Origin of the sequence: Sanguibacteroides justesenii, from assembly GCF_003204205.1 — a bacterium.
In the GTDB taxonomy this organism is placed as follows: Bacteria; Bacteroidota; Bacteroidia; order Bacteroidales; family Marinifilaceae; genus Gabonibacter; species Gabonibacter massiliensis.
The window spans coordinates 259,806-282,959 of the sequence record NZ_QJPL01000002.1; the positions used below are offsets into that span (position 1 = coordinate 259,806).

16 protein-coding genes are annotated in these 23,154 nt (G+C 42.0%); 7 read left to right on the forward strand and 9 right to left on the reverse strand.

Translation table 11 applies throughout. The features are described 5' to 3' along the window. Positions 1–29 precede the first annotated feature (29 nt). The 9 genes from DMB45_RS04110 to DMB45_RS04150 form a co-directional block, all read right to left on the reverse strand. Entirely contained in the window at positions 30–761 is a 732-nt protein-coding gene (locus tag DMB45_RS04110) for a hypothetical protein (protein WP_041503290.1), read from the reverse strand. A 72-nt stretch (positions 762–833) separates the two neighbouring features. Further along, positions 834–5,573: an efflux RND transporter permease subunit gene (locus DMB45_RS04115; RefSeq protein WP_110688474.1), complete on the reverse strand. Its 4,740-nt coding sequence runs from the start codon at positions 5,571–5,573 to the stop codon at positions 834–836. After that, positions 5,570–8,671, reverse strand: coding sequence for an efflux RND transporter permease subunit (locus DMB45_RS04120; RefSeq protein ID WP_110688475.1), 3,102 nt, complete (start codon positions 8,669–8,671; stop codon positions 5,570–5,572). Before DMB45_RS04120 ends, DMB45_RS04115 begins: the two co-directional genes overlap by 4 nt. An 81-nt stretch (positions 8,672–8,752) precedes the next feature. After that, a complete protein-coding gene (locus tag DMB45_RS04125) occupies positions 8,753–9,811 on the reverse strand; it encodes an efflux RND transporter periplasmic adaptor subunit (protein ID WP_181416486.1) in 1,059 nt (352 codons plus the stop codon). 27 nt (positions 9,812–9,838) lie between these two features. Next, a complete protein-coding gene (locus DMB45_RS04130; RefSeq protein ID WP_041503294.1) occupies positions 9,839–11,317 on the reverse strand; it encodes a TolC family protein in 1,479 nt (492 codons plus the stop codon). 19 nt (positions 11,318–11,336) lie between these two features. Beyond that, complete coding sequence (locus tag DMB45_RS04135) at positions 11,337–14,687, reverse strand: golvesin C-terminal-like domain-containing protein (RefSeq protein WP_110688477.1); 3,351 nt, start codon at positions 14,685–14,687, stop codon at positions 11,337–11,339. Between the two features lie 20 nt (positions 14,688–14,707). Further along, positions 14,708–15,100, reverse strand: a complete 393-nt coding sequence (locus tag DMB45_RS14630; protein ID WP_041505227.1) for a hypothetical protein — start codon at positions 15,098–15,100, stop codon at positions 14,708–14,710. 156 nt (positions 15,101–15,256) lie between these two features. After that, on the reverse strand, positions 15,257–15,973 hold the full coding sequence (gene recO / locus DMB45_RS04145) for a DNA repair protein RecO (RefSeq protein WP_041503297.1): 717 nt from the start codon (positions 15,971–15,973) through the stop codon (positions 15,257–15,259). Further along, positions 15,960–16,556 carry a non-canonical purine NTP diphosphatase gene (locus tag DMB45_RS04150; RefSeq protein ID WP_041503298.1) on the reverse strand — a complete coding sequence of 199 codons (597 nt, stop codon included), beginning with the start codon at positions 16,554–16,556 and terminating at the stop codon, positions 15,960–15,962. Before DMB45_RS04150 ends, recO begins: the two co-directional genes overlap by 14 nt. Positions 16,557–16,778: 222 nt before the next feature. Here DMB45_RS04150 and rsgA point away from each other — a divergent pair, with 222 nt between their 5' ends. From rsgA to DMB45_RS04185, 7 genes are all read left to right on the forward strand, one after another. Beyond that, a complete protein-coding gene (gene rsgA / locus DMB45_RS04155; RefSeq protein ID WP_041503299.1) occupies positions 16,779–17,702 on the forward strand; it encodes a ribosome small subunit-dependent GTPase A in 924 nt (307 codons plus the stop codon). Positions 17,703–17,812: 110 nt separating this feature from the next. After that, complete coding sequence (locus DMB45_RS04160) at positions 17,813–18,337, forward strand: YceD family protein (protein WP_237143277.1); 525 nt, start codon at positions 17,813–17,815, stop codon at positions 18,335–18,337. 17 nt (positions 18,338–18,354) lie between these two features. Next, complete coding sequence (rpmF, locus tag DMB45_RS04165) at positions 18,355–18,540, forward strand: 50S ribosomal protein L32 (RefSeq protein WP_041505225.1); 186 nt, start codon at positions 18,355–18,357, stop codon at positions 18,538–18,540. Positions 18,541–18,651: 111 nt separating this feature from the next. Further along, the gene (locus tag DMB45_RS04170; RefSeq protein ID WP_059026930.1) at positions 18,652–19,671 is read left to right on the forward strand and encodes a beta-ketoacyl-ACP synthase III; all 1,020 of its coding nucleotides are present in this window, start codon (positions 18,652–18,654) and stop codon (positions 19,669–19,671) included. 236 nt (positions 19,672–19,907) lie between these two features. Next, positions 19,908–20,249: a bactofilin family protein gene (locus DMB45_RS04175; RefSeq protein ID WP_041503301.1), complete on the forward strand. Its 342-nt coding sequence runs from the start codon at positions 19,908–19,910 to the stop codon at positions 20,247–20,249. A gap of 14 nt (positions 20,250–20,263) precedes the next feature. After that, positions 20,264–20,617 carry a bactofilin family protein gene (locus tag DMB45_RS04180; RefSeq protein WP_041503302.1) on the forward strand — a complete coding sequence of 118 codons (354 nt, stop codon included), beginning with the start codon at positions 20,264–20,266 and terminating at the stop codon, positions 20,615–20,617. Between the two features lie 8 nt (positions 20,618–20,625). After that, positions 20,626–23,154, forward strand: a complete 2,529-nt coding sequence (locus DMB45_RS04185; RefSeq protein WP_059026932.1) for a M1 family metallopeptidase — start codon at positions 20,626–20,628, stop codon at positions 23,152–23,154.

The window sequence follows — 23,154 nt, forward strand, 5'->3', positions numbered from 1 at the left end:
TGGTAGATAGCATCCGTTGTCGGATGTTTCTATATGAATTTTTCCCGGTTGCGGGTGTTATTTAGGCCGAAGATGATAAAAAGGGTAGAGGCTACCAGCATGATAACCCGATTGTGGGCTACCGTGTTGAAAAAGATCTCCGGATTTTTATCTAACGGGACATTGAACGGATTGATAAATATGTTCCATTGACTGTTTCCCAGCTGTCCGTCCACTAAGTTAAGAATGAGACCGATGATAATAATTACCACGGAAGTCCCGTTTCCGTTTTTAATCACGGTACTCAGCATAAAGGAGAGAGTTCCGATAAAAAGAGCGGGAACCATCGTTTGAAATGTCAATTTGAATACGGGAACATCCACGATTACCCACCAGGTGAGAGTGGATAACAGAAGGGTGATCAGTAGGCAGATGACATAAGCGATAAGCAGACGGAACAGCCAGACCTTATAACTGTAATTCGGAATACCGAATATGATCTCTACGATTTTGGCATCCTGGTCATTTTGAATCCCGAAACACATGGGATAGAAAACGAGCAGAATACAAGGCATCATCAGCATGGAATAGGCAGTCGCTTGGGTAATTTCGTCATCTCCGAAAAGTTTTACGGTAACAATGATGATGAAAAAAACCAGAGCGGCTAACATGAAATAGAGAAACTTATTTCCAAAAATAATTTTAATATTGTATTGGACCAGTTTTTGAATCGTTGTCCAAATCTGTATCAGGATGTGTGGTTTTGAATTGATAACGCTCATTGTATATTCCTCCTTTTAAGAGGGCTATGACTTCGTCTTCAACCGAAGTTGAAGACGAAGTATGGTCCCGTGTTAAGTAATAATCTCTTCTTTGTTTTGAATCTTAACCGTTCGTAGTAACCACAGGTAAGAGTCTTCCAATGCCGGAAGTATTCTTTCCGCGTTTTCTGCCGGTTTTTCTTCGCTCAAGCAACGTACCCGGATGACGTCTCCCTGCCTGATGTGGTGTACGATCAACAAGTCGGACGGCAACTTCGTGAAGTCGCGGGCCGGGAGTTCGAAACTCCAGGTTACGTCTTTTGCGATATTTGCCATATCGTTCGGGGTTCCTAAGTATTTCAGTATTCCTTTGTTGATAACACCTACCTGGTTACAGGAACTGGCGATATCCTCGATGATGTGAGTCGAGAAGATCACGATCCGGTTACGGGAAAGCTCTACCAGCAAGTTACGGAAACGAATTCTCTCTCTGGGGTCTAATCCCGCGGTGGGTTCGTCAACAACGAGGATGCGCGGTAAATTCAGAAGCGTTTGGGCAATACCGATACGCTGTTTCATTCCTCCCGAAAATCCTCCGATCTTTTTGTCCTTGTTTTCATACATGTGGACGGCCGATAGGACCTCGCTGATACGATTGAAACGGGTTCGTTTGTCGTAAATACCCTTCAAAAGGGATTGATACTCTAAGAATTCCCAGGCGGTCAGGTTTTCGTATGTTCCGAATTCCTGCGGTAAATAACCGATCAGTCCCTGTAACTCTTCCCGTTTCTTTTGAGTGTCGATACCGTTGATGAAAATCTTGCCGTAACTTTGCTCGAAAATACCGCAGATGATACGCATAAGCGTGGTTTTTCCGGCCCCGTTCGGTCCCAATAATCCGAACATTCCGGTACGAATCTCAAGAGAGACGGAGCTTAATGCTTTGAAAGGCTTCTTTTTTGCTCCGATAATCGGGGTTTGAGCTGCCATCCGGAAGATGGTTTTACGCAGCATCCGGAAACGTCCGTCAATCAGATCGATATTGATATTTTCGTTATTGATTTTATTGGAAAGGAAGCGGGCTCCAATCGCCAAATACCAGAAAAGCCCGATAAAAACGGCTCCTCCGCTATTGTTGAATTTGCTGCTTCCCCAGTTCAGAATGATTAACGGGCCGATATAGTAGATGACCATGACCGTATATTCCAGTATCTTTTTTGCAAGATGCCATTCCCTGTTGATACTCAATTCATAGAAGATTTTTATAGTATTCAGGGTCATGAACCAAGAACATAGGGCGAAAACGATAGCCCAGAAAAATAGTACCTGATAGATAAAAGTAAAATAGAACAGGAAGACTGTAATAGGAACGAGCCAAACTAAAGCTTGGAGATCTTTCCAAGAGTAGTAGTAGGTTTTTAATCCTAAACGTTCCTTGACTTTTAGTCCGGAGGTCCATTCCCTGGTGAAGCGCGAAGGCCGTCCGTATATCTTCACTAAGTTACGGATCGTAATCACTAACTCCTCGTGCGGGGGAATAATATTGCTTTTTGCTCTGCGCAGACTATTCTCGAGGAACCAAGTAATTCCCGGAACCAACACGACTGCGATAATCAGGTAGAAAATACGATTCAATATTTCCGACGAGAAAATGAAGGTACAAACGACGCAGATAACAAATAGCGACAGTTGCAGGACTTTCATAAAGAGACTTTGCGTGCGTAGTCTCTTCAAAGCATCTTCCAATCCGGAATAAAGGGTAGGGATGATCACAAGAGTCAATAGGGTACTCATGGTCAATCCCCCGATAACGGTAATGGCAAAAGGAGCTCCCAATCCGGAAGCGGATTCGTCTTTTCCCATAGCTAACGGAATCATGGCGACGATAGTCGTTATAGCGGTGATCAGTATCGGACGCAGGCGGGAAAGTCCTGCCGTAATGATTGCCCGTTGCTTGCGGAAACCGTTTTTCCGCAACATGGTCGTGTAATCGATCAGAATAATACTGTTATTCACTACGATACCTATCAGGATGATAAAGCCGACATATACCTGGGCATTGTTCGCCACGGAATTATTGGTAAACAGTAAAAACAGCAACGAACCGATCGCTGCCAACGGGATGGTGAACATCAACACGATGGGAGCGGTGAGAGATTCGAAAACGGCGGCAAGGATCATATAGATAAGGACGAAAGCCGCAATGATCAGGAAGGTATAGTCTTCCGGTTGTTTTTCTTCGTGTACGATCTCTACGAAAACGCCGCTCGGAACGTCTGTTCCTTGTACCAATTCGTCGATCTGTAAACGGGAGGCTTCCAGCAAATCCTTGGATTCGTTGATATCGGATTTAAACATGTAGTTTATCTCCAATTGCTTTTCCTGGTTGACTCGTTTGACTCTTCCCTGCCCCTGTTCTAACCGGATCCGGCTAAAGTTATTCAATTGTATCAGGGCTTTTTTGCTGGTGGTGACATCTAAGTTACGCAGATCTTCCAAAGAGGGGTATTGTTGTTTTTCCTCTTTTTCTTTGTCGTAGTTGATATCCCGGATCGTGATGTCGTATTCCTGATCTTTTGTTTTGAATTTTGCATTCGATACCGGACTTTCCGGTTGTAGGCCGGTGAGCTCTTGGCTTACTTCGGAGGGAGTGACTTCATTTACTTCCATCAGGTAGGGATCGAAATAGATACGTGCCTCTGGATCTCCGGGTAAGACATTTATGTTGGAGTAGGCTATTACATCCTCCAATTCTTTCAATTGATAGTCGATCAGATTGGCATAGCTGGTCATTTTTTCGAAATCCTCCCCTTTGATGACAATTTTTTCGGATTGACTTCCTCTTCCCATATACCTGAGCAGGTCGCTATTCCCGAGCAGACTGCTACCGCCACTGAAATTATCGCGGCTCTCGCTGGCATCCAAACTGATATCCGTAATATTTACTTTTTTAGCTAACTCTAAGATATCGGCTTTGAGTTTCTGGAGATTTTTACCGTTTATCTTTTCGAATTGGTCTTCTAACTTGATAATTAGGTTGGCTTTTTCCTTCTCTACGGTGGAAGAGAAGGTTTTTATTTCCGGAATGCCGGGCAATTCCTCTTCGAAACGCCGGATCAGTTCATCCGTTTTTTCTAACGTCGAACCGGAAGGGGTGGTGATCTCTACCTGGAAACTGTCATTTTGTATCTCTTTCAGGGTATTCAGAGATAGCGTGAGGGAGAGGACTACCGTAACGAAGAGAATGACGAGGGAGAATAAAATAACCTCCGTGGGTTTTCGTAATGCCATTTTTAAAATAGCTATATACATTTGAACCAAACGGTTGTGTATGGAAATGTTACTGAAATTGACATTGCCGGTCTCTTTTCTTAAAAGGTAGTTGATTGCCATCGGAATAAGCAATAGCGCCACGACTAAGGAGATGATCAAAGTCGTAATAATGGAGATTCCGATATGCTCTCCGATCATTTTTATGATGTAGTCATTGGTGAACAGGAAGGGAAGAAAAACGGTAACGGTGGTTACCGTGGCTGCCAGAATGGCTTTCCATACCTCGGTAGTCCCTCGTACGCAAGCTTCTTCCGTGGGCATACCTGTAGCTTTTAGTCGATAGATGTTTTCCATGACCACGATGGAATTGTCCAATAACATCCCGACAGCAAGAGCAAGTCCTGTAAGCGTCAGGGTGTTGATCGTGATACCCGAAAGGTAGAAGAAATAGAAAGAGGAGAATACGGAGATCGGGATGGCAAAGGCCACGATGCTGACGATTTTTATTTTCCGTAAAAACAGGAATAGTACGATGATTGCCAGAAATGCTCCGCTAATCGCCAAATCAATGATGGAATTGATATTTTTATTCATGATTTCGGCCGTATCGGAGTCGATCTCAATGGAAATTCCCTTGGATTTAAGTTCCTCGTTCAGGCGGTCGATTTCCGCACGAGTTCTTTTGGAGAGTTCGATAACATTAACTGTCGGGGATTTGGAAAGAACACAAGAGACCACCTCTTTTCCTTTGGTTCTGGAATAAGTTTCCTCTTCTTTTACCCCGAATCGGATCTCCGCGATGTCTTTCAATAAAATCGGTCCTTTGGCCACAACGATGTTGCCGAGGTCTTCCGTGTTAAGGTATTCTGCCGTTATATTGGCAAAATAGCGTTTGTTTCCGTCGTAGGTAAGACCGATAAAGTTTTTTCCTGTTTGATTATTTGAAATCAGGTTACTGATGGTGGATTTGGTAATATTTAAAGCCTTGCATTTATCCGGATCGACGATAATCTCGATGGTTTTTTGCCGTCCTCCCCTTGCTTTTACGGAGGCCATTCCCTCCACGCTGTTCAGGTAGGGGACGATATCCTCGTCCGTGATATTGCGTACATAATCGATATCGCCTTCCCCGAGAATCAGTAAGTGCATAAATTGGTCGTTGGAAGACCCCGAGTAACCTTTACTGACGGATAGTTTGAAGATTTCCGGAACGGAGGACTGGGTGGATTTTATTTTTTGCTCCATTTGCAGGAAAGCATATTTTAGGTCCACATCTTGGTTTAAAGAAACCTTAATATCGGCACCTCTCGAGTAGTATTGCGATTCGATTTTTTCAATCCCTTGCTGGGAGCGGATAGCTCCTTCCACCGGAATAACCGCATATTTTTCAACGTAATCCAAATCGAGTTCATTTTGGGCGTTGATACTCACGTACAATACCGGAAGATCGGCATTGGGATATAATTCCATGGGAATGTATTTGTAGGAAAATACGCCCATGAGAACTAATCCGATGAATAACATCGATATAAGAACCCTTCTTTTTATGATCGTGTTCATTCCACTTTCTTTTTCTTATCAATAATATAATACACGCACGGGATGACAATCAGTGTCATGACGGTGGAGGTCGCCAATCCACCGATTACCGCGAGAGCCATCGGGGAACGCAGGGAAGCTCCCTCCCCGAAACCGAAACACATGGGCAGTAAGGCCAAAATAGTAGTGGCACTGGTCATAATGATTGGGCGTATTCTGAATTGAGCCGCCATCATGATCGCCTCTTCCAGCGGGTGGCCTTCGGCCTTCAGGCGGTTGATGGCATCCACTAAAATGATGGAACTGTTTACGGCTATACCCGCTAACATGATGATACCGATAAAAGCCATCATATTGAGAGTATCTCCTGTGAGCAGGAAAGCCCAAATACATCCTACTCCCGCTAAAGGAATGGTAAGCAGGATGGTGAACGGATGTCGTAACGATTCGAATTGGGCAGCCATCACCATATAGACCAGAAGAATGGAGAGGAACAGGGCAAATCCCAATCCTCCGAATGATTCCTGACGCATCTCCTCCTCTCCGGTAATCTTTGCCGTGTATTTTGCAGGGAACTCTACCTCCGCTATTTGTTTTTTTACTTGTGGGGCGATGTGGCCTAACGTGTATCCTTTTTCCAACATGGCCGTTACTCTTCCGATCCGGCTCTGGTTATTCCGGGTGATCTCCTTGGGAGCCGTCACGATCGAAATATCGGCAATCTCGTCCAAGCGGTATTTTTTATCGCTTTGGCTGATTTCGATACTTCCTAATTCGGCTAAGGAGACTTCAGGAACCTTAATATTGATGTCGATGCTTTCTCCTTTGTTATCGAAAGTCCCGGCCTCTTTTCCTTGTAGTTTGTTTTTTATCTGACCGGTGACATCACTGATATTGATCCCGTATATACCGCTTTTTATGCGGTCTATTTGTATATTGACCTCAGGAGCTCCGTTTTCCATGGAGGTTTTGATATCGTATAAACCGGCAATACCCGTTATTTTTTGTTTGATTTCCTTACACAGTTCGTCAATGGTTTCCAGCTCTTCGCCCTTTACCTCTACAACTAAGGGTGCACCCTCCGTACCCAGGATACTTTGTAACGTTGATTCTCCCTGTTGATAGGAGATTTCCATGCCATTCTGGAGCGGATAAGTTTCACTGATGTTGGAAATAAAGTAGTCGGCATTCAATTTAGACTCTTTTTTTAACTTTACCTTTATTTGGGCTTGATGTTCTCCCTCTAATTTTTCTCCGTTGGGATCGTTGATATTCGATGGGCCTATGATGGAGTAAATCCATTCGATGTCATCTCCTCCCAAGGCTTTTATCGTTTCTTCGATTCCTCCTGCTGCTGCATCCGTACTTCTAAGGCGCAATCCGGGTTCCATGGAAAGGGTGATGGCAAATTCCTTGGAATCGGCTTTCGGCATAAATTCCATCCCGATAAAGGGTAACATAAGGTAAGAGACAACCATAAGGATAAAGGCAACTAAAATGATTGCGTATTTTCTTTTTAATACTCGTCCCACGAAATTACCGAATCCTTTGATGGAGATAGCACGGCTTTTTACGTCCTGATTTTTTTTCACGAATCGGGAAGCCAGCATGGGAATAAATAGGATGGAAACGAATAGCGAGGAGAGAAGCGAAAAGCTAACGGTCCAAGCCTGTTCTTTAAAAAGTTCTCCCGCGGCTCCCTGTAAATAGACGATAGGTAGAAATACCACGATTGTTGTCAAAGTAGAGGCCGTGATGGCTCCGGCAACTTCGGAGGTTCCCGTGACGGCGGCCTGCGCCGGAGAGAGTTTGTTTTCATCTAAGTTCCGGAAAATATTTTCCATGACCACGATGGCATTGTCTACCAGCATTCCGGCTCCCAAGGCAAGCCCCCCCAATGTCATGATATTGATGGATAATCCGTTAAAGTACATCAGGTTGAATGTGGCGATAATGGAGATAGGAATAGAGACACTTACGATTAAGGTCATGTTTATACGTCTTAAGAAGACATACAAAATTATAACCGCCAATAAAATTCCCAAAAGAGCGGAGTCTTTCACTTCGTTAATGGAACTTCCGATAAAATCTCCTTGATTGCTGATGATATGGAAATTATAAGCCGGCATGCTTTTTTGAAATTCCTGTAATTTGGTTAAAAGATTATCGACGGCATTGACGGTATTGTATTTATTCTCTTTGAAAATACTGATACCGAGGCAACGTTCCCCGTTATACCGGACTATATTTTCCGGCTCCTGGTTCCGGATCGTAACGGTGGCCACGTCTTTCAGGAAGATCGGGGCTTTGGCTTTACTGGAAGAGCTGCTTGTTGCCCCAGAGCTTTCTCCGCTATTGCCGGAAGATGTTGTTTCTTTGAAAGCAACGATGATATTTTCAATATCCTCGACGGTTTTGATGAGGTTAACCCCTTTTACGGTATAGGTAATATCTCCCTCTTCGATGGTCCCGCCCGAAACATTGGTGTTTAAACCTTCGATTTTACTGGCGATAGTATTGGCATCCAGATTGAAAGCATCCAACATATAGCTGTCGGTATTGATCTCTACGATGGCCGTTTCCTGTCCGTTGAGCTGGATATCGGCAATGCCTTCCACTCTCACTAATTCGTTGCGCATATAGTTCTCCGCTATCTTACGGAGCTCGTTCATGTCATTGATTTCATTATGCGTCAAAGCGATGGTCAATATGGGAGTAGCGTTGGCATCGTAGCGCGTAACATTCAACTCATCGACACCGTCTTCTTGAGACATCTGAGACAGGTTCCGTTGCAGATCCAGGAAGGCGGCATCCATGTCTTGGTCCCAGGCGTATTCGACGGTGATTTTGGCGTTTCCGACTTTGGAAACACTGTACACGCTGCTAACTCCTTCCGAGCGGGCGATCTGGGATTCGGCTTTGGAAGCGAATAGTTTTTCAACTTCTTCCGGCGGACGCTGACCGCATTTTATCTCAACGTATAGGGACGGATTTTTTAAATCCGGAAACAAGTCCGTTCCCAATTTATTATAGGATATTGTTCCGAGCAGACACACCGCTAAGGTAAGCATGAGTACGCTTACCGGGTATTTGACTGCAAATTTTGTAATGCTGTTCATATATATGAATTTTAGATTTTAGATTTTAGATTACATACTGTGTCATGGTCTTTGCATGCTTAAAATGCTAAACTCTAAAAATTATTTCATGATTTTAACTCTGCTTCTGTTTCTCAGGTACTCATATCCTTTGGTGACGATCTTGTCTCCGGCATTCAAACCGCTTTCGATTTCAATGAACCGATCGTCGCTGATTCCGGTTTTAACCATTTTTTCTTCGGCCATGTTTCGTTCCACGGTAAAGACGGAGATCATTCTCCGCGAGCTGATCAGCTCTTTCGGAATGGCGACTACCGAGTCTTTTTGCAGGGTGATGATGTCTCCTTTGGCAAACATTCCCGGACGGAGTTTTAAATTGGGATTATCGATGGTAATAAAACCGGAAAAGGTCCGAGTCTCTTCGTTGATGGCCGGAGAGAGTTGGGTTACATGTCCCGATAGGGTGTCCGATTTGATATTGTAATTGGTAACCAAAACATTTTGGCCTACCTTTACCTTTTCGATGGCATTTTCCGGAAGTTCGATCTCCATATACATCTTGCTGTAATCCATAATACCTAATAGTACCTCATTGGAAGCAACGTCTACATTGGGCGTATAATAGGGAAGATTGACAATGACTCCTTTAAAGGGGGCTCTGATATTCAATTTATCGAGGTCCATCTTGGCTTTTTCCAATCCTAATTCGGCAGAAAGCAGACTTTTTTTTGCATTTAATAGATCTGTTTCCGTAACCCCTCCTTTCTCTAATAAGATCTCTTTCGCTTTTACATCCTTTTTCGCAATACCAAGTTCCATCTCTTTGGTTTCCAAAGAAACGGTATTTTCCTGTTCCTTATTTTCGAGACGGATGATAACGGCTCCTTTTTCGACGATATCGCCTAATTTATAGGGACGCCCGGTTTTGGGATTGGTTTGTAAGATATATTTTCCCGTGACTTCGGCTTTGACTTCTGCCTTTTGGCTTGCCTTGGCCGTTCCGGTGGTGGTGGTCAGTTGCCGGATCGTACGTTTGCCTACTTCCGATAACCATACCGGGGTGGGGTTTTCGTTTCCCGAACCCATTCTCGGACTATTACATCCGTTTAAAGCAAATGCTAATAGTATAAAGCCGATGTATTTCATATTTTTATTGATCATGATTTCTATGTTTTTAAAGTTAGTAGATTATTTTAACAGATCCACGGGGAAGTAGGAGGTATTAGTTTGGAAATCCCACAGCGTGTTTATTTTCAATTCCAATAATTTTTCTTTATATTGAATAATTGCACTGGTATAGTTTTCTTTAGCTGTCGTTAATTTGTCTTGAAAATCTTGTAGATCTTTGTAACTTAGCTGACCGGCTTGATAGGTTTGATATTTAATGTCGTATATGATTTCAGCATTATCTACTCTTTTTTTAGCAATGGAAATTTCTTTATATAATTGAGGAAGATTCCTGCAAATTTGGCGAATTTGAATAATAATATTTTTTTTCTGTTCCTCAAAATTAATTTCTTGAGATTCGTTAGCTAACTCGGTACTTCTGATATTTGCTTTACGTGCTCCCCAGTCGAAAATAGGTATGGAAACATTGAGACGAATGTCTTGTTTATCCTGAAGGTTTTGGAAAGCTCCCGTGAAATTACTGCTGTTATTCCATAATCCGACAGTGGCGGAAATCTCTCCGCTGAATTTATCTTCTGCTTTTATTTTTATAAGATTAAGTAAACCTTCTTGAATTGTAATATTTTGTTGCATTAATTCCATTCGTTGGTCCAAGGCGTATTTTATGGCTAAATCCATATCTACATGTATGGGTTCAACTTCTGTTTTAGGAAGAACGGAGATATCTTCGTCCAAAGGCAGGCCTAATAGTTTTTTAAAATTGTCTTTTGTATTGGCGTAATCAATTTGAGCTTTTGCCAAACTTATTTCAGCATCATCTATATTTACTTCAGCTTCTAATAAATCTACTTTCGGGCGATTATCCTGTTCAACCAAAGCTTTGGTTAATTCATAAGTCGCTTTTGCCTGTTTATAGCTTTCCTGTTGATTTATCAAGCTTTTATAACTTCTATATACGCTATAAAACTGAGAGGTTACAGATGTTTCAATGGTTAATTGTTTTAGTGCATAATCAATCTTGGATTTTTCAAGATTGTATTCTATTTCTTTCAGTTGCATTTTCAATTCATTGTATTTAAAAATGGGTTGTGAAAGAGTAAGGGAAAGGTCGTTGTTGAAATAAGTGCTTTTTCCTCCTTGCGATTGATTACTTGCATCCTGCCAGTCTAAACTTTGAGTTAAGGATATGCTACCACCTGTCCATATAATGGGTTGGTTTATCGTAAAACTACCCCTGGAAGACATCACTTTAGATATGTAGTTTTTCGATTCGTAATCGAAATAGACATTTTGTCGGGAATACTGAAAAGGGGATAAATTCAAACTGAATTTTGATTTGAGCATAGCTTTCTGGCGGACAAGACTTAATTCACTTTGCTCTAAAGTTATCTTACTTTGAATTAAATCGGGACTGTTTTTGTAGGCAATCTCGAGCGCTTTTTCCAAAGTCAGGACCTGAACTTCCTGAGCGGAAACACGTTGGGAAAGCCATCCGGTTAAGCCGATGGTTAATAAAAGTAGTGCTGTGATTTTTTTCATAAAAGTGCTGGTTTATTTGTTATTTTTCTTTGTTTTGAAATACCCACCGAACAGCATCCGCGTAAATCACTTGATTGGGATTCGATCCTTTGTCGCTCAGAATAACTTTAGCCTCTCCGGGAGAGAAATGGAAGCTGCCTAATGAAACCCAATCCTGGGTATTTTCATTGGTCTCGATAGAAACCTCTTCCTCCCCGTCATCATGTTTTACGGTATAATATTGCATGTTTGATTCTTCGCGTCTCCATCCCCACACGATTCTTGCGTTATAGACAAAAACCTCGTAAAAACCGGGAGTCTCTATCTGGGCTACCCATTCGGCTTTATTGTTCCCGTTTCCGGTTTTTTTATAATAGCCGCTGTTGATATATTCCCCGTAGAAATTGGTACCCACGGTAGCCGTCCAACGGGTAGGAGGCATCCAAGTCGTCAGGTTTTTGTATTTGTCTTCTTGCGGTTTCTTAAATATGGATTGGAGGGTTGTCTTCTGGTTGGACTCGATCAAATGGAAATTTTGATCCTCGTTGTCCACGATAATATCTTTGGGATTGTATTCAAAAAGGGTTGCATCCGTGTTAAACATACCGGTGGTCATCTCTTTGGTCTCCGTGTTTATTTTGGAAAAATTATAGACGATATCGCTTGGTATGTTTTGGGCGATATTGGTGTTAATGTCGATATTACGGGGTCGCTCGTCACACAGCGTTTTAATCTCTTTATAGGATTTAGCCGGAATAATATAATGCTGTAACGGTTTTTCCTGTTGTCGGCCTCTCCCTCTTCTGCCCCATTCTCCTTCTTCGATATTTACGGAAACGATACCTTCTACTTCCGTCGGATTGTGAATCTTAAATTGAACAACGTATTTCGTGTAGTCGTCGACCACGACTTTATCCGCATTGATTCCTTTCACAATGAATAAAGGGGTTTGGTTGATCGTATACCATTGGGGGATAAAATCCATCAGATTGATATTGAATTTTCTCATAAAAGAGTTATTCAATACCGTGAAATTGATCTCTTTAAACTGGTAATCTTTCATGAATTGTGTCATGAACTTATTATAATCTGCCAAAGGTATTTGAGAGGTGAGGTAATTACGCAGGTAATTTCCTTTGAGCTTAAGCATCTCGTAAAATACTTCCGGGGAGAGCGAACGGTCCAGAACAGCTTGTTCGAAACTCTTTTCCTTTAAGAATGCGGATGCTTTCTGAGCATCGCTCATACCGGAAAATCTCCTTCTCCACCTTGACCACGGATCATTTTCTTCTTGCTTGAACATCGTATTCAAAAGAATATCCATGACAGGGAAGTTGTGTGAATAGATAAAATTAGCATGATTGAAATAGAATCCGGAAAAATCAAAAGGATTTAATTTGGATGTCCCGTTCCAGCCGGACGAGAAGATGCTATTTACAAATAGATTTCCTGTCTCTTCATATTTACTTTCATTCAAAAAACACCAGGTAATGAAATCTCTGAGAACTCTGGTTTCTATTTCCGTTTCGTCTATCGTTCCCCGGTTCGGCCCTCCTCCCCGTTGTCTTTGCATTTTTTTGGCAAGCTTGAAGTTCCCGCTGGGAAGAGTTGTTCCTCTTTCGGGAATAAAAGCTATCTCCGGTTGGATGAATTCACTGTAACCTTTCCAATTTCGAACGTATGAAGCGAATGACACCGGAGTTTCTGCCAGAATCAGTTTTTCGAACGGATAGACCCTGTTTTTCCGGCTTTCGTATTGATTTTTGATGTCTGAGATAATACTGCCTAAGGTATCTTTCAAATTCGTAAATTCTTTCGAGAAGTAGTCATGCCCTTTAAAATGATATAATTCAAATAGGACGGAATCCACCGTGATGGACTTTTTTTCGTAATTTCCGATAGCCAGACTGATGGAAGGTAGTCTATGTGTATTATGGAAAATGATGGTATCTCCTGATTGGGAGGACGTTCCCTGAGAAAGTACCGTTTGTTTTTCGGTGGGGATGACTTTCAATGAAAAATGGGTAAAATTCTTTTGAATATTATAAGGAGCTTCCGGGTTCATTGGCGGGAATGTGACCGGATACCATAAAACTTCGGGGGTCAATAGGGTAAAGTCGTTTTGAACGAAAGCGTATCTCTTCCCGAACCGCAGGATGCTGCTACCGGTTTGTGTATCGTAGTATTCCTCGTCTTGTACTTCTAAGTAACCAATGTTTTCACTCACCTTGCCCTCGTACCGGATTTGTAAATCTACTATTTGATAAGGGGTTAATTCTTTGTCTATAACGAGTATCTGCTCGTCTCTTTTAAACAGTAGTTTGGTACCCTCGTGAGAGACCTCCGTCACCTGCAGGGTAGGATTCAGATAGATCAGGACAGAATTGATTTTCCGGTGGTTTCTGTTTTGAACGGTTAGATGAGCGTCGACGAAGATTTGATTACCTTTTTGGGAATAAATCAGCTCTTCGGACAGAAGGTTTACTTTGTCGTGGGAGTTGTAAGCCTGGTATTTTTCGATATAACGGCTTCTTAACGTGTCGTTATGACGGAATTGCCATAGATAGGACAAGTTCGCTCCTATACCTAATAATAGGATAATGATCCCCAGTGTGTTTAATAAGATTCTCTTTTTGGGATGATGGGGAAGACGTTTTACCAAAGCGATGGTGAAAGAGAGCAGGCTAATGCCTAAAAGCAGGAAAGAACTTCTTTGCAACAAATAATCCGATAGAACGGGATGTCCCGAAATGTCGGAAAAAATATTGGGCAGCGTGAGTGCGAAGAAATCGAATGCACCGTGTTCGATATTTCCTAAATAGAACAGGGTTACTCCGATATAGCCTAACAGAATGACGAAAGTTACCGCCTGATTCTTTACGAAACACATGACCATGAACGAGAGTCCCAGGATGAATACGAGAGACGGAATGGACAGCGTTAAAAGGTAGAAGACGTAAGGAAGTAAATTGAACGGAGATTCACTTACATAGAGGTTGATGAATGCTGCAACCAGTAAAGCGAGAATGTTTAGAGAGATGAAGACTTTAATGATTCCCCAGCTTTTCCCGATAACGTAATCCGCGTTGCTCATCGGGCGGACATAGATGACTTCCGCCGTGTCTAATTTTTGGTCTCTTTTTAAAAAACTACCGGCTAAAAAAATGGCAATGACCGATTGTGCGATATTGAAAATATAAATATTGACGAAAGGGATAGAGGAGGACATCGCCACCATATTCCATTGGTACCAAAAAAGATTGGCTTGAGTAGTCAAATGGAAAAACGTGATTACTAATAAGGAGAGGATGGCGAAAATACGAAACAACCAACTTCTTCGTAAGAGTTTGGCTTCGTAACGGGAAACGGTATGTATATTATGTAGATTCATCGTTTTTTAATTTTGTGTTTTTAGTGAAATAATTCGTATTTACTATTACTTCGATGCTGCTTCTCGGGCAGGTTGTCGATGTGATAAACAGGGGTATGTTTCAAATCGGGACGGATTGCTGCTTCTCTTTTTTCCGTCATTTGTTGAAAACCCGTTTTTTGAGTTTCCCCGAGAGGATCTTCTTCAAAAAAACATATCGTTTTATCTCCTTTGGCAACGGTGTCATTGTCAAAAAAAATCTTTTCGAAAGAATGACCTTGAAGCGGAGATTGCATGCACGCAAAGATAACGTTTTCAATATTACGAAATACTGAAAAGCAAAAAAAACCCGGTTCAATGTTTACATTCAAATCACTAAAGACCCTTTTGTCACCTGAATAGATTCTATTGAGGTCGTCAATTTTTATACGCATAATCTTAGCGGTTTAATTGATTGGTTAAATTTATTTTTTGTAATTCACAAAGTGTGTTAATAAAAAGTGAAAAATACCATTTGTTATATGACATTTTCCTGCTTGAAAAGTTTATTTTTTAAGAAAATATTAACTAAAGATGAATAATGTCAAATTTTAAGAGAAGATTTCACGAATGACTTTAATGCTTTTGATGTTGAAATTGATGTTCAGGTGGAAGCTGAGGAAGAGAAGAAGTATATCTAAAATAATGCTTCTGCTTTGGCGGTTTAACGGGATATTTCCAATGTCTGCTAAAGGAGAGTTGCATAGCTTGTATATGGCTTGTGCCGCGTGCGGGCCTGTCGAGTAGGAGTCGTTCCCGGCTGTCGGATAGAAATTCCCGTCATTGAGATTAAGTATATAACCGGGGCGGTAGGTCGATGAATTGATGTCGAATCCAAGCAGGGAGGCTAAATGGAACAGAAAAAATAAATTAAAGTTAGCGATGTCCCGTTGTGCCGAATTTAAATACTCGATGGAGTTTTCTATGTATTCGTACAGGGTTTCGTTTTTGCCTTCGTTTCGTAAAGTCAGGTTTAAGATCTCGCCCCATAGTAAAGCGATATTCATTTTATATACATCAAGATAGATTGCCGTGGTGTTACGGGTATTGACGATTGTCGTTAGTTTGTGGATGTTGTTTTTTTCATTGAAAATGTACTCTATTTCGACAATCTGCATGCATTGAGTAGCGTGATTGTTCCGGCGCTTGATCGTATTGACGGGAGTGATCAGCGAAAGAAATCCCCGTTCTGCGGAGAAAACGGAGAGTATGCGTTGATTTTCCGTGTAAGGTATGTTTTTTAATACGATGGCGTTAGTTACTTCCATGTTTATCTTCTCGATTTTTTAGGAAGATGCAGAGCTTTTCGACGGCTCGTCCCCTGTGGCTGATTTTGTTCTTGTCCGCAAGATTCATTTCGGCAAAACTTTGGGCGAAGCCTTCCGGTTGAAAGATGGGATCATAACCAAAGCCGCTGTCTCCTTTGGGCGAGGGCAGGATATGGCCGTTCACTATCCCTTCGAAAAGATATTCCTTCCGGTTTATTATGAGGGCGATAACAGTTCTGAATCGAGCTTTCCGGTTGGTTACGCCGTTCATTTGAGACAGTACTTTTTTCATATTGGCTTCGGAATTATGATCTGTTCCGGCATAGCGGGCGGAATAAACCCCGGGGGCCATGTCAAGGGCTTCGATTTCGAGTCCCGTGTCATCGGCAAAACAGTCGATCCCATACCTTTCGTGAATGTAGCGAGCTTTTTGTAACGCGTTGCCTTCGAGAGTGTCCTGCTCTTCCGGGATATCGTCAAAACATTGGATTTCTTTCAAAGAAACAAGCGTGTAGGGGTCTCCTAACATTTGTTTGATTTCTTCTAACTTGTGAACGTTATTGGTGGCAAAAACTAATTTCATCTTAATGAGATTTCGGTTTTTATGCGTATTGCATGCGACAAAATTAGTGAAATAGATTATCTTTGTGAAGTTAAAAACGAAAAGAAAAGATAGAAATTGAGAATAAAGGTCTCAAAATGTCCATTGGGGTATCTTCTTGAATGTTCGATATCAGTTTGATGTACTTGTTTGGGAATGAGTTTTCGTCGCGAACCGATTTTTAATTTAAATGGCTAATCTAAGATGAGGGGTGTTGTTGTAAAGTCGACCGGGAGTTGGTATTCCGTACGGATGGAAGACGGGGAGATCTGGTCGTGCCGGATAAAAGGAAAATTTAGGACGAAAGGCATAAAGACCACTAATCCGGTGGCGGTCGGTGATAGAGTGGCGGTTGAACGACAAGCGGGAGAAGGAGTTATTTATGATATATTAGACCGTAAAAATTACATTATACGGAAGTCTACCAATCTCTCCAGGCAAGCCCATATTATTGCCGCGAATGTAGATCAGGCGATACTGGTCACGACTTTGAAACATCCTGAAGTTTCTACCGTCTTTATCGATCGTTTTTTAGTCTCCGTGGAAGCATATAATATTCCTGCTGTCTTGATTTTTAATAAGATAGATTTGTGTGACGAGGAAGATCGATGGCTTTTGCGGGCGTTGGTGGATGTTTATCGGAACGTGGGGTATACCTGTTTGGCCGTTTCCGCGGAAACGGGAGAGGGTGTAGAGGAAGTAAAACAATTGTTGCAAGATAAAGTTTCCGTGTTTTCAGGACAATCGGGTGTGGGAAAATCCTCTTTGATCAACCGGATAGAGCCGGAGCTGACTCTGAAAACGGCAAAAATATCCGAAATGCACGATACCGGTAAGCATACGACTACTTTTGCCGAGATGTTCGAATTGAGTTTCGGAGGGTATATCGTGGATACACCGGGGATTCGGGCTTTTGGACTTGTCCATATGGAAAAAAACGAAATATCTCATTATTTCCCGGAAATATTTAAGTATGCCGAAGATTGCCGCTATTATAACTGTACTCATATTCATGAACCCGGTTGTGCGGTATTGGAGGCTGTTAAAGAGGGTAAGATCAGTGAGACCCGTTATTTCAGTTATGTCAGTATGTTTGAAGAAGAGACAGAAAAATATAGAAAGGGGTAAGTGTACGATCGGGGTACAAAATTGTAATATTCGTTTTGGAGAGGGATGAAAATAAAAAAGAGAGAAATAGTTGTCGCAGATGAATTATTTTTTGTACATTTGCGCCGTTTTTGTTTCGTATAGTAGTGGATAGGTTGAAAGAATATAAGATTGCTCACAGGGGCTTGGGAGAGGGGAAACACTCCTTCGAATTCATGTTGGACAACTCTTTTTTCGATTGCTTTGAGACGACAAAAGGGACGAAAGGAGAAGTCAGGGCTTGTGTGGATATCGTGAAGTCTTCTCTTTTGATGGAGGTGAGGATGAAGATTACGGGAGTGGTGAAAGCTGTATGTGATCGTTGTCTGGAAGAGATGGAATTACCTGTTTGCGGAGAGTTGAATCTTTATGTGAAATACGGAGAACGTGAAGAGGGGAACGAGGATGATTTTATCGTGTTGTCGCAAGAGGAAGATTTTTTAGATTTGAGTGCACCGCTATATGAAATGTATATGTTGAATTACCCTCTTCGGGTTGTACATCCGGATGGAGAGTGTAATGAGGAGATGGAAAAAGTGCTGGACAATTTGGTAATAAACGAGAATAAAAAAAGTGATCCCCGATGGGATGAATTGAAGAAATTAATTAATAACTAAATTAAAAATAGAAAAAAATGGCACATCCTAAACACCGAACCTCTAAGCAGAGAAGGAATAAGAGAAGAACACATGACAAGGCGACAGTTCCTGCAATAGCAAAGTGTTCAAATTGTGGTGCTGCAGTACAGTATCATACTGTATGTCCGGAATGCGGATATTACAGGGGTAAATTGGCTATTGAGAAAGCTGTTGTCGCATAATTTTGATGTGACGATAAGTTGCCTTAAATAATACAGCCCCCTGTAATAAGGGGGCTATGGTTGTATAGGGGTATTTATTTCGAGTGAACGAAAATTATCAAAAAAAACTTTATGGAAAGGCCAAAGGCTGTAATTACGGGGGTCGGTGCATATTGTCCCGACTATATTTTGACAAACGAAGAGTTGAGTCGTATGGTGGACACCACGGATGAGTGGATTATGACCCGGATTGGTATCAAAGAGAGACGTATTTTACGGGATAAGGATAAAGGAAGTGCATACCTTGGAGCGAAAGCTGTTGAGGATCTTTTTCGCAAGACGGGACTTACACCTGAAGAGGTCGACCTTTTGATTTGTTGTACCGTTACGGCGGATATGCATTTTCCGGCCAATGGAAATGTAATTTCCGATATGGTAGGAATAAAAAAGGCGTTTAGTTTTGATCTGAATGCCGGGTGTTCCGGATTCCTGTATGGATTAACGACGGCTACACAATTCGTCGAGAGCGGACGTTACAAGAAAGTCGTTTTGGTGGGAGCGGAAAAGATGTCTGCTATTGCCGATTACACGGATCGTGCCACTTGTCCGATTTTCGGTGATGGTGCTGCTGCCGTATTATTAGAGCCTACCTTTGAGAACATAGGGGTGATGGATCATATTTTGCGTTCTGACGGAATGGGAAGGGTGCATTTGCATATGAAAGCCGGTGGTTCGTTAAAACCTCCTGCCATGGAGACGGTCATGGCCCGGGAGCATTACATATATCAGGAGGGGCAGCCTGTATTTAAACATGCCGTTTCTAATATGGCCGACGTATCGGTAGAGATCATGAAAAAAAACAATCTGACTTCCGAAGATGTGGCTTGGCTTGTGCCTCATCAGGCTAATTTGCGAATCATTGCCGCAACGGGAGACCGTATGGGACTGGATCGGTCCAAAGTTATGGTAAATATTCATAAATACGGAAATACGACTTCTGCGACGATTCCTCTTTGTCTTTACGAGTGGGAAGATCAGCTTAAGAAAGGGGATAATCTGATTTTAGCTGCTTTCGGGGCCGGGTTTACCTGGGGAGCGATCTACCTCAAATGGGGGTATGACGGGAAAAATGCAATTGGCAGTCGTGGATAAAAAAGCGGAATGAGATCAGGTGTCCGGTAATCGAAGGGTTCGGTGGTTAATCTGCAATTTACGATATTATAAAATGCTATCCGGTAGGATAGCATTTTTTTTGTTGTTTATGGCGTTACGTCTGTTATCCCGTTTTGTCGCAAGAAATATTGGAGGACAGATGCTCAGATTTCGTTAGATTTGATTTTTTATTTTAGATTACTTGTTGTATATTTGGTCACTTATTTTCTTGCAATATGACGAAAAATGTACATCAACCTAATGCGAAGAGAACAGTTATTCTTAGTACATCCGTTATTCAAGGGGATATAAGAGTGCCGAATGATTTGTTCCTGGGAGGTATTGTTGCGGGTAATGTGGATTGTGGCGGAGTGTTGGTGATTAAAAGAGGTGCAGTTGTGGAAGGTAATGTGAATTGCAAGGTGTTGGATGTGGATGGCCTGGTAAAGGGGAGCGTGAATACGGGGGATTTGACTATACGTGAAGAAGGGCGTGTCGGAGGACGTGTTGAAACCTGCCGTTTGCGGATTGTGGGGAATAGAATAGGTATTAACGAGTTGTGTTTGGTAAAAATATAATCTAAAGGACTTTTATGGGAAAAGAAGTACAACAACAGGTAGCGTTGAATTTATTAAGTGAGGGGACTTCTATCGAAGGGGATCTTCATGCGAAAAATGATATACGTGTCGATGGAACCATTAAAGGTAAGATTAATACTACGGGGCGTTTGGTTATTGGACCGACGGCAAAGGTAGAAGGAGAGATAAATTCACCGAGTGTAGATATCTTAGGCAATGTTCAGGGTAATATACTTTCGCTTGGAACGGTTTCCTTGAGAGCTAAATCGACCTTCGTGGGTACGATAAAGGCCGCTTATATAATGATAGAATCAGGAGCTGTTTTTAATGGGGAGTGCCGTATAGAAAGAGAAGTTCACCAGAAATAAATCAGGACGTGCGTTGTTTTTTAGCCGTTATACAATTCTGTTTATTATTTGCCGCTTGCGAGAGGGGAAATGGTGGTATTGAAAAAGGGGTTTCAAAAGAACTGGCACAAGAGCGGAAATCGAATATCGGGGGAGTAAGTTATAGCTTGTACTTTGCGATTCCCTCCGATAAAGGGGCTGCCATCATTGCCGATTCGGAAATCTCTTTCGAGTTGTTACAGTTGGCTCCGGTCGTTTTGGATTTTAAGGCGGACGAAGAAAGTATTATCTCGATTACTTCCGATGGAGAAAGAGTCCCGTATATATTTAAGAATGAACATATTATTATTGAAGAAAAAAATTTAAAAGAGGGGCGGAATTCGCTGAATATTAAATTTCGAGCCGGAGAGACCTCTTTGAATCGGAATGATGATTTTCTTTACACCTTATTGGTTCCGGACCGTTGCCGGACGTTGATGCCTTGTTTCGACCAACCGGATATCAAAGGGCGTTTTAAATTGAGATTGAAAATTCCTTCGACATGGAGAGCCGTTGCCAACGGGGATTTGTTACGAATGGAGCAGTTCGATGACTATAAACTGTATGAATTTGAGGAGACGAAGCCGTTGAGTACTTATTTATTTTCATTTGTGGCGGGAGTTTTTGATTACGCGGAATGGTATGTAGACAGGCGTTGGATCGGTATTTATTACCGGGAGACAGATACCTCTAAAATTAATGGCAGCCTATCCGAAATAGCCCGGGAGGTGGCCTATTCGTTAAATTGGATGGAGAAATACACGGGAAGGCCTTATCCCTTCGATGTATACAATGTGGTTGCTATTCCGGCTTTTCAATTCGGAGGAATGGAACATCCGGGGGCAACGTATTACCATGCTTCACGGTTATTTCTCGATCCGGATGCCGATATGACGGCACGCTTGAGACGAAGTGAGGTTATCGCTCATGAAACAGCCCATATGTGGTTTGGAGATCTGGTGACGATGAAGTGGTTTGACGATGTATGGCTGAAGGAGGTTTTTGCAAATTTTATGGCAGGTAAAATTTTAGCCGGCCTGTATCCGACGGTCGATCATAAGTTGAATTTTTATTTAAGTCACTATGAAGCTGCTTTACGTACGGATCGAACCGAGGGTACTCATCCGATCTTGCAACAATTGGATAACCTGAAAGATGCGGGAACTTTGTACGGGGATATTATTTATCATAAAGCGCCTATTGTGATGAATATGTTGGAGAATTTGATTACGGAAGGGGAGTTGCGTAGAGGATTGCGTCATTACCTGAGGAGATGGGCTTATTCCAATGCGGATTGGAATGATTTGATCACCCTGCTCGAAGAGACATCCGGAGTCGGTTTACAGGCGTGGAACGAAATATGGGTGAAAGAGGCGGGAGCCCCATTGATCGAATTCGGTGAAAATGGAGTCGAAATGGTCGATGAGTCCGGAAAAAACCGGGTATGGCCTCAACGGATATCGGTTATTTGGGAAAGCAACAGACGTTTGCGGGAAAATATTCTCTTTTTGAAAGATACGTTAACGCGCTACCGTAATGCTAAGGTGGTGTTGCCGGACGGAGATGTTTTGGGATACGGTTGTTTCTTACCTACGGAGTATTCTGTTCGTGCCTTGAACGAGTATTTGAGTGAATTGCCTGAACCTTTGTATCGGGCAGTCAGCTGGCAATTGCTATATGAAGGAGTTTTGAATAAAAAGTTAAAGGGGGAGCTGTTTGTTCGTTTTTGTATCAAGCATCTGCCTGCGGAAACGAATAATTTGGTTATTAATCGGACGCTTTCGTTTTTAACTACCGTATATAATACTTACCTGGATGAGGGGAGCCGTCAGTTATTGCAGGAGGATCTGGAGCGTTTCTGCATGGATATGTTGTCAAAAGAACAGACGGGAGTGAACAAGAAAACCTATTTTAAAACATTGTTGGGTATATATACCTCGTCGGAAGCCAAAGGATATATAGCGAAAATATTATACGGTACGGAAGAGACGGGCGGGATGACGATCGCGGATGACGACAGGATACTGATAGCTTATAATATGATATTGAGAGATTCCAATCAATATCAGAATATGAAGAAATACATCCTCAGAACGGTAAAGAATAAGGACTTGTTGAATCGTTTTGCCTATGTATTGCCTTCCGTATCCGGAAAAAAACAGGTCCGGGATAGCGTTTTTAACGCTTTGTTGTTGGAAAAGAATAGAGTAAATGAGGTTTGGGCGGGAGAGAGTCTGAGGTGGTTGAATCATCCCTTGCGCCGTCAAGAGTCCGAAGAATACATACCTCAAGTGTTGGAGAAATTGCAGGAAATACAGGAGACGGGGGATATCTTTTTCCCTTCCGACTGGTTGAATGCCGGTTTATCCGGCCACACGAGCAAGTATGTTTATTCCGTCGTTACTCATTTTTTGGAGAAACATCCCAACTATCCGCACAATCTGAAATTAAAAATATTGTCCAATTCCGATCATTTACGACGACTTCATGCCGAGAGTAATAATCTCAAATTAGAATAG

What these genes read in the sequence shown, in the direction of transcription:
- DMB45_RS04110 (WP_041503290.1), bottom strand. Translation starts at nt 761, where the DNA reads ATGAGCGTTATCAATTCAAAACCACACATCCTGATACAGATTTGGACA.
- DMB45_RS04115 (WP_110688474.1), bottom strand. Translation starts at nt 5,573, where the DNA reads ATGAACACGATCATAAAAAGAAGGGTTCTTATATCGATGTTATTCATC.
- DMB45_RS04120 (WP_110688475.1), bottom strand. Translation starts at nt 8,671, where the DNA reads ATGAACAGCATTACAAAATTTGCAGTCAAATACCCGGTAAGCGTACTC.
- DMB45_RS04125 (WP_181416486.1), bottom strand. Translation starts at nt 9,811, where the DNA reads ATGATCAATAAAAATATGAAATACATCGGCTTTATACTATTAGCATTT.
- DMB45_RS04130 (WP_041503294.1), bottom strand. Translation starts at nt 11,317, where the DNA reads ATGAAAAAAATCACAGCACTACTTTTATTAACCATCGGCTTAACCGGA.
- DMB45_RS04135 (WP_110688477.1), bottom strand. Translation starts at nt 14,687, where the DNA reads ATGAATCTACATAATATACATACCGTTTCCCGTTACGAAGCCAAACTC.
- DMB45_RS14630 (WP_041505227.1), bottom strand. Translation starts at nt 15,100, where the DNA reads ATGCGTATAAAAATTGACGACCTCAATAGAATCTATTCAGGTGACAAA.
- recO (WP_041503297.1), bottom strand. Translation starts at nt 15,973, where the DNA reads ATGGAAGTAACTAACGCCATCGTATTAAAAAACATACCTTACACGGAA.
- DMB45_RS04150 (WP_041503298.1), bottom strand. Translation starts at nt 16,556, where the DNA reads ATGAAATTAGTTTTTGCCACCAATAACGTTCACAAGTTAGAAGAAATC.
- rsgA (WP_041503299.1), top strand. Translation starts at nt 16,779, where the DNA reads ATGAGGGGTGTTGTTGTAAAGTCGACCGGGAGTTGGTATTCCGTACGG.
- rpmF (WP_041505225.1), top strand. Translation starts at nt 18,355, where the DNA reads ATGGCACATCCTAAACACCGAACCTCTAAGCAGAGAAGGAATAAGAGA.
- DMB45_RS04170 (WP_059026930.1), top strand. Translation starts at nt 18,652, where the DNA reads ATGGAAAGGCCAAAGGCTGTAATTACGGGGGTCGGTGCATATTGTCCC.
- DMB45_RS04175 (WP_041503301.1), top strand. Translation starts at nt 19,908, where the DNA reads ATGACGAAAAATGTACATCAACCTAATGCGAAGAGAACAGTTATTCTT.
- DMB45_RS04180 (WP_041503302.1), top strand. Translation starts at nt 20,264, where the DNA reads ATGGGAAAAGAAGTACAACAACAGGTAGCGTTGAATTTATTAAGTGAG.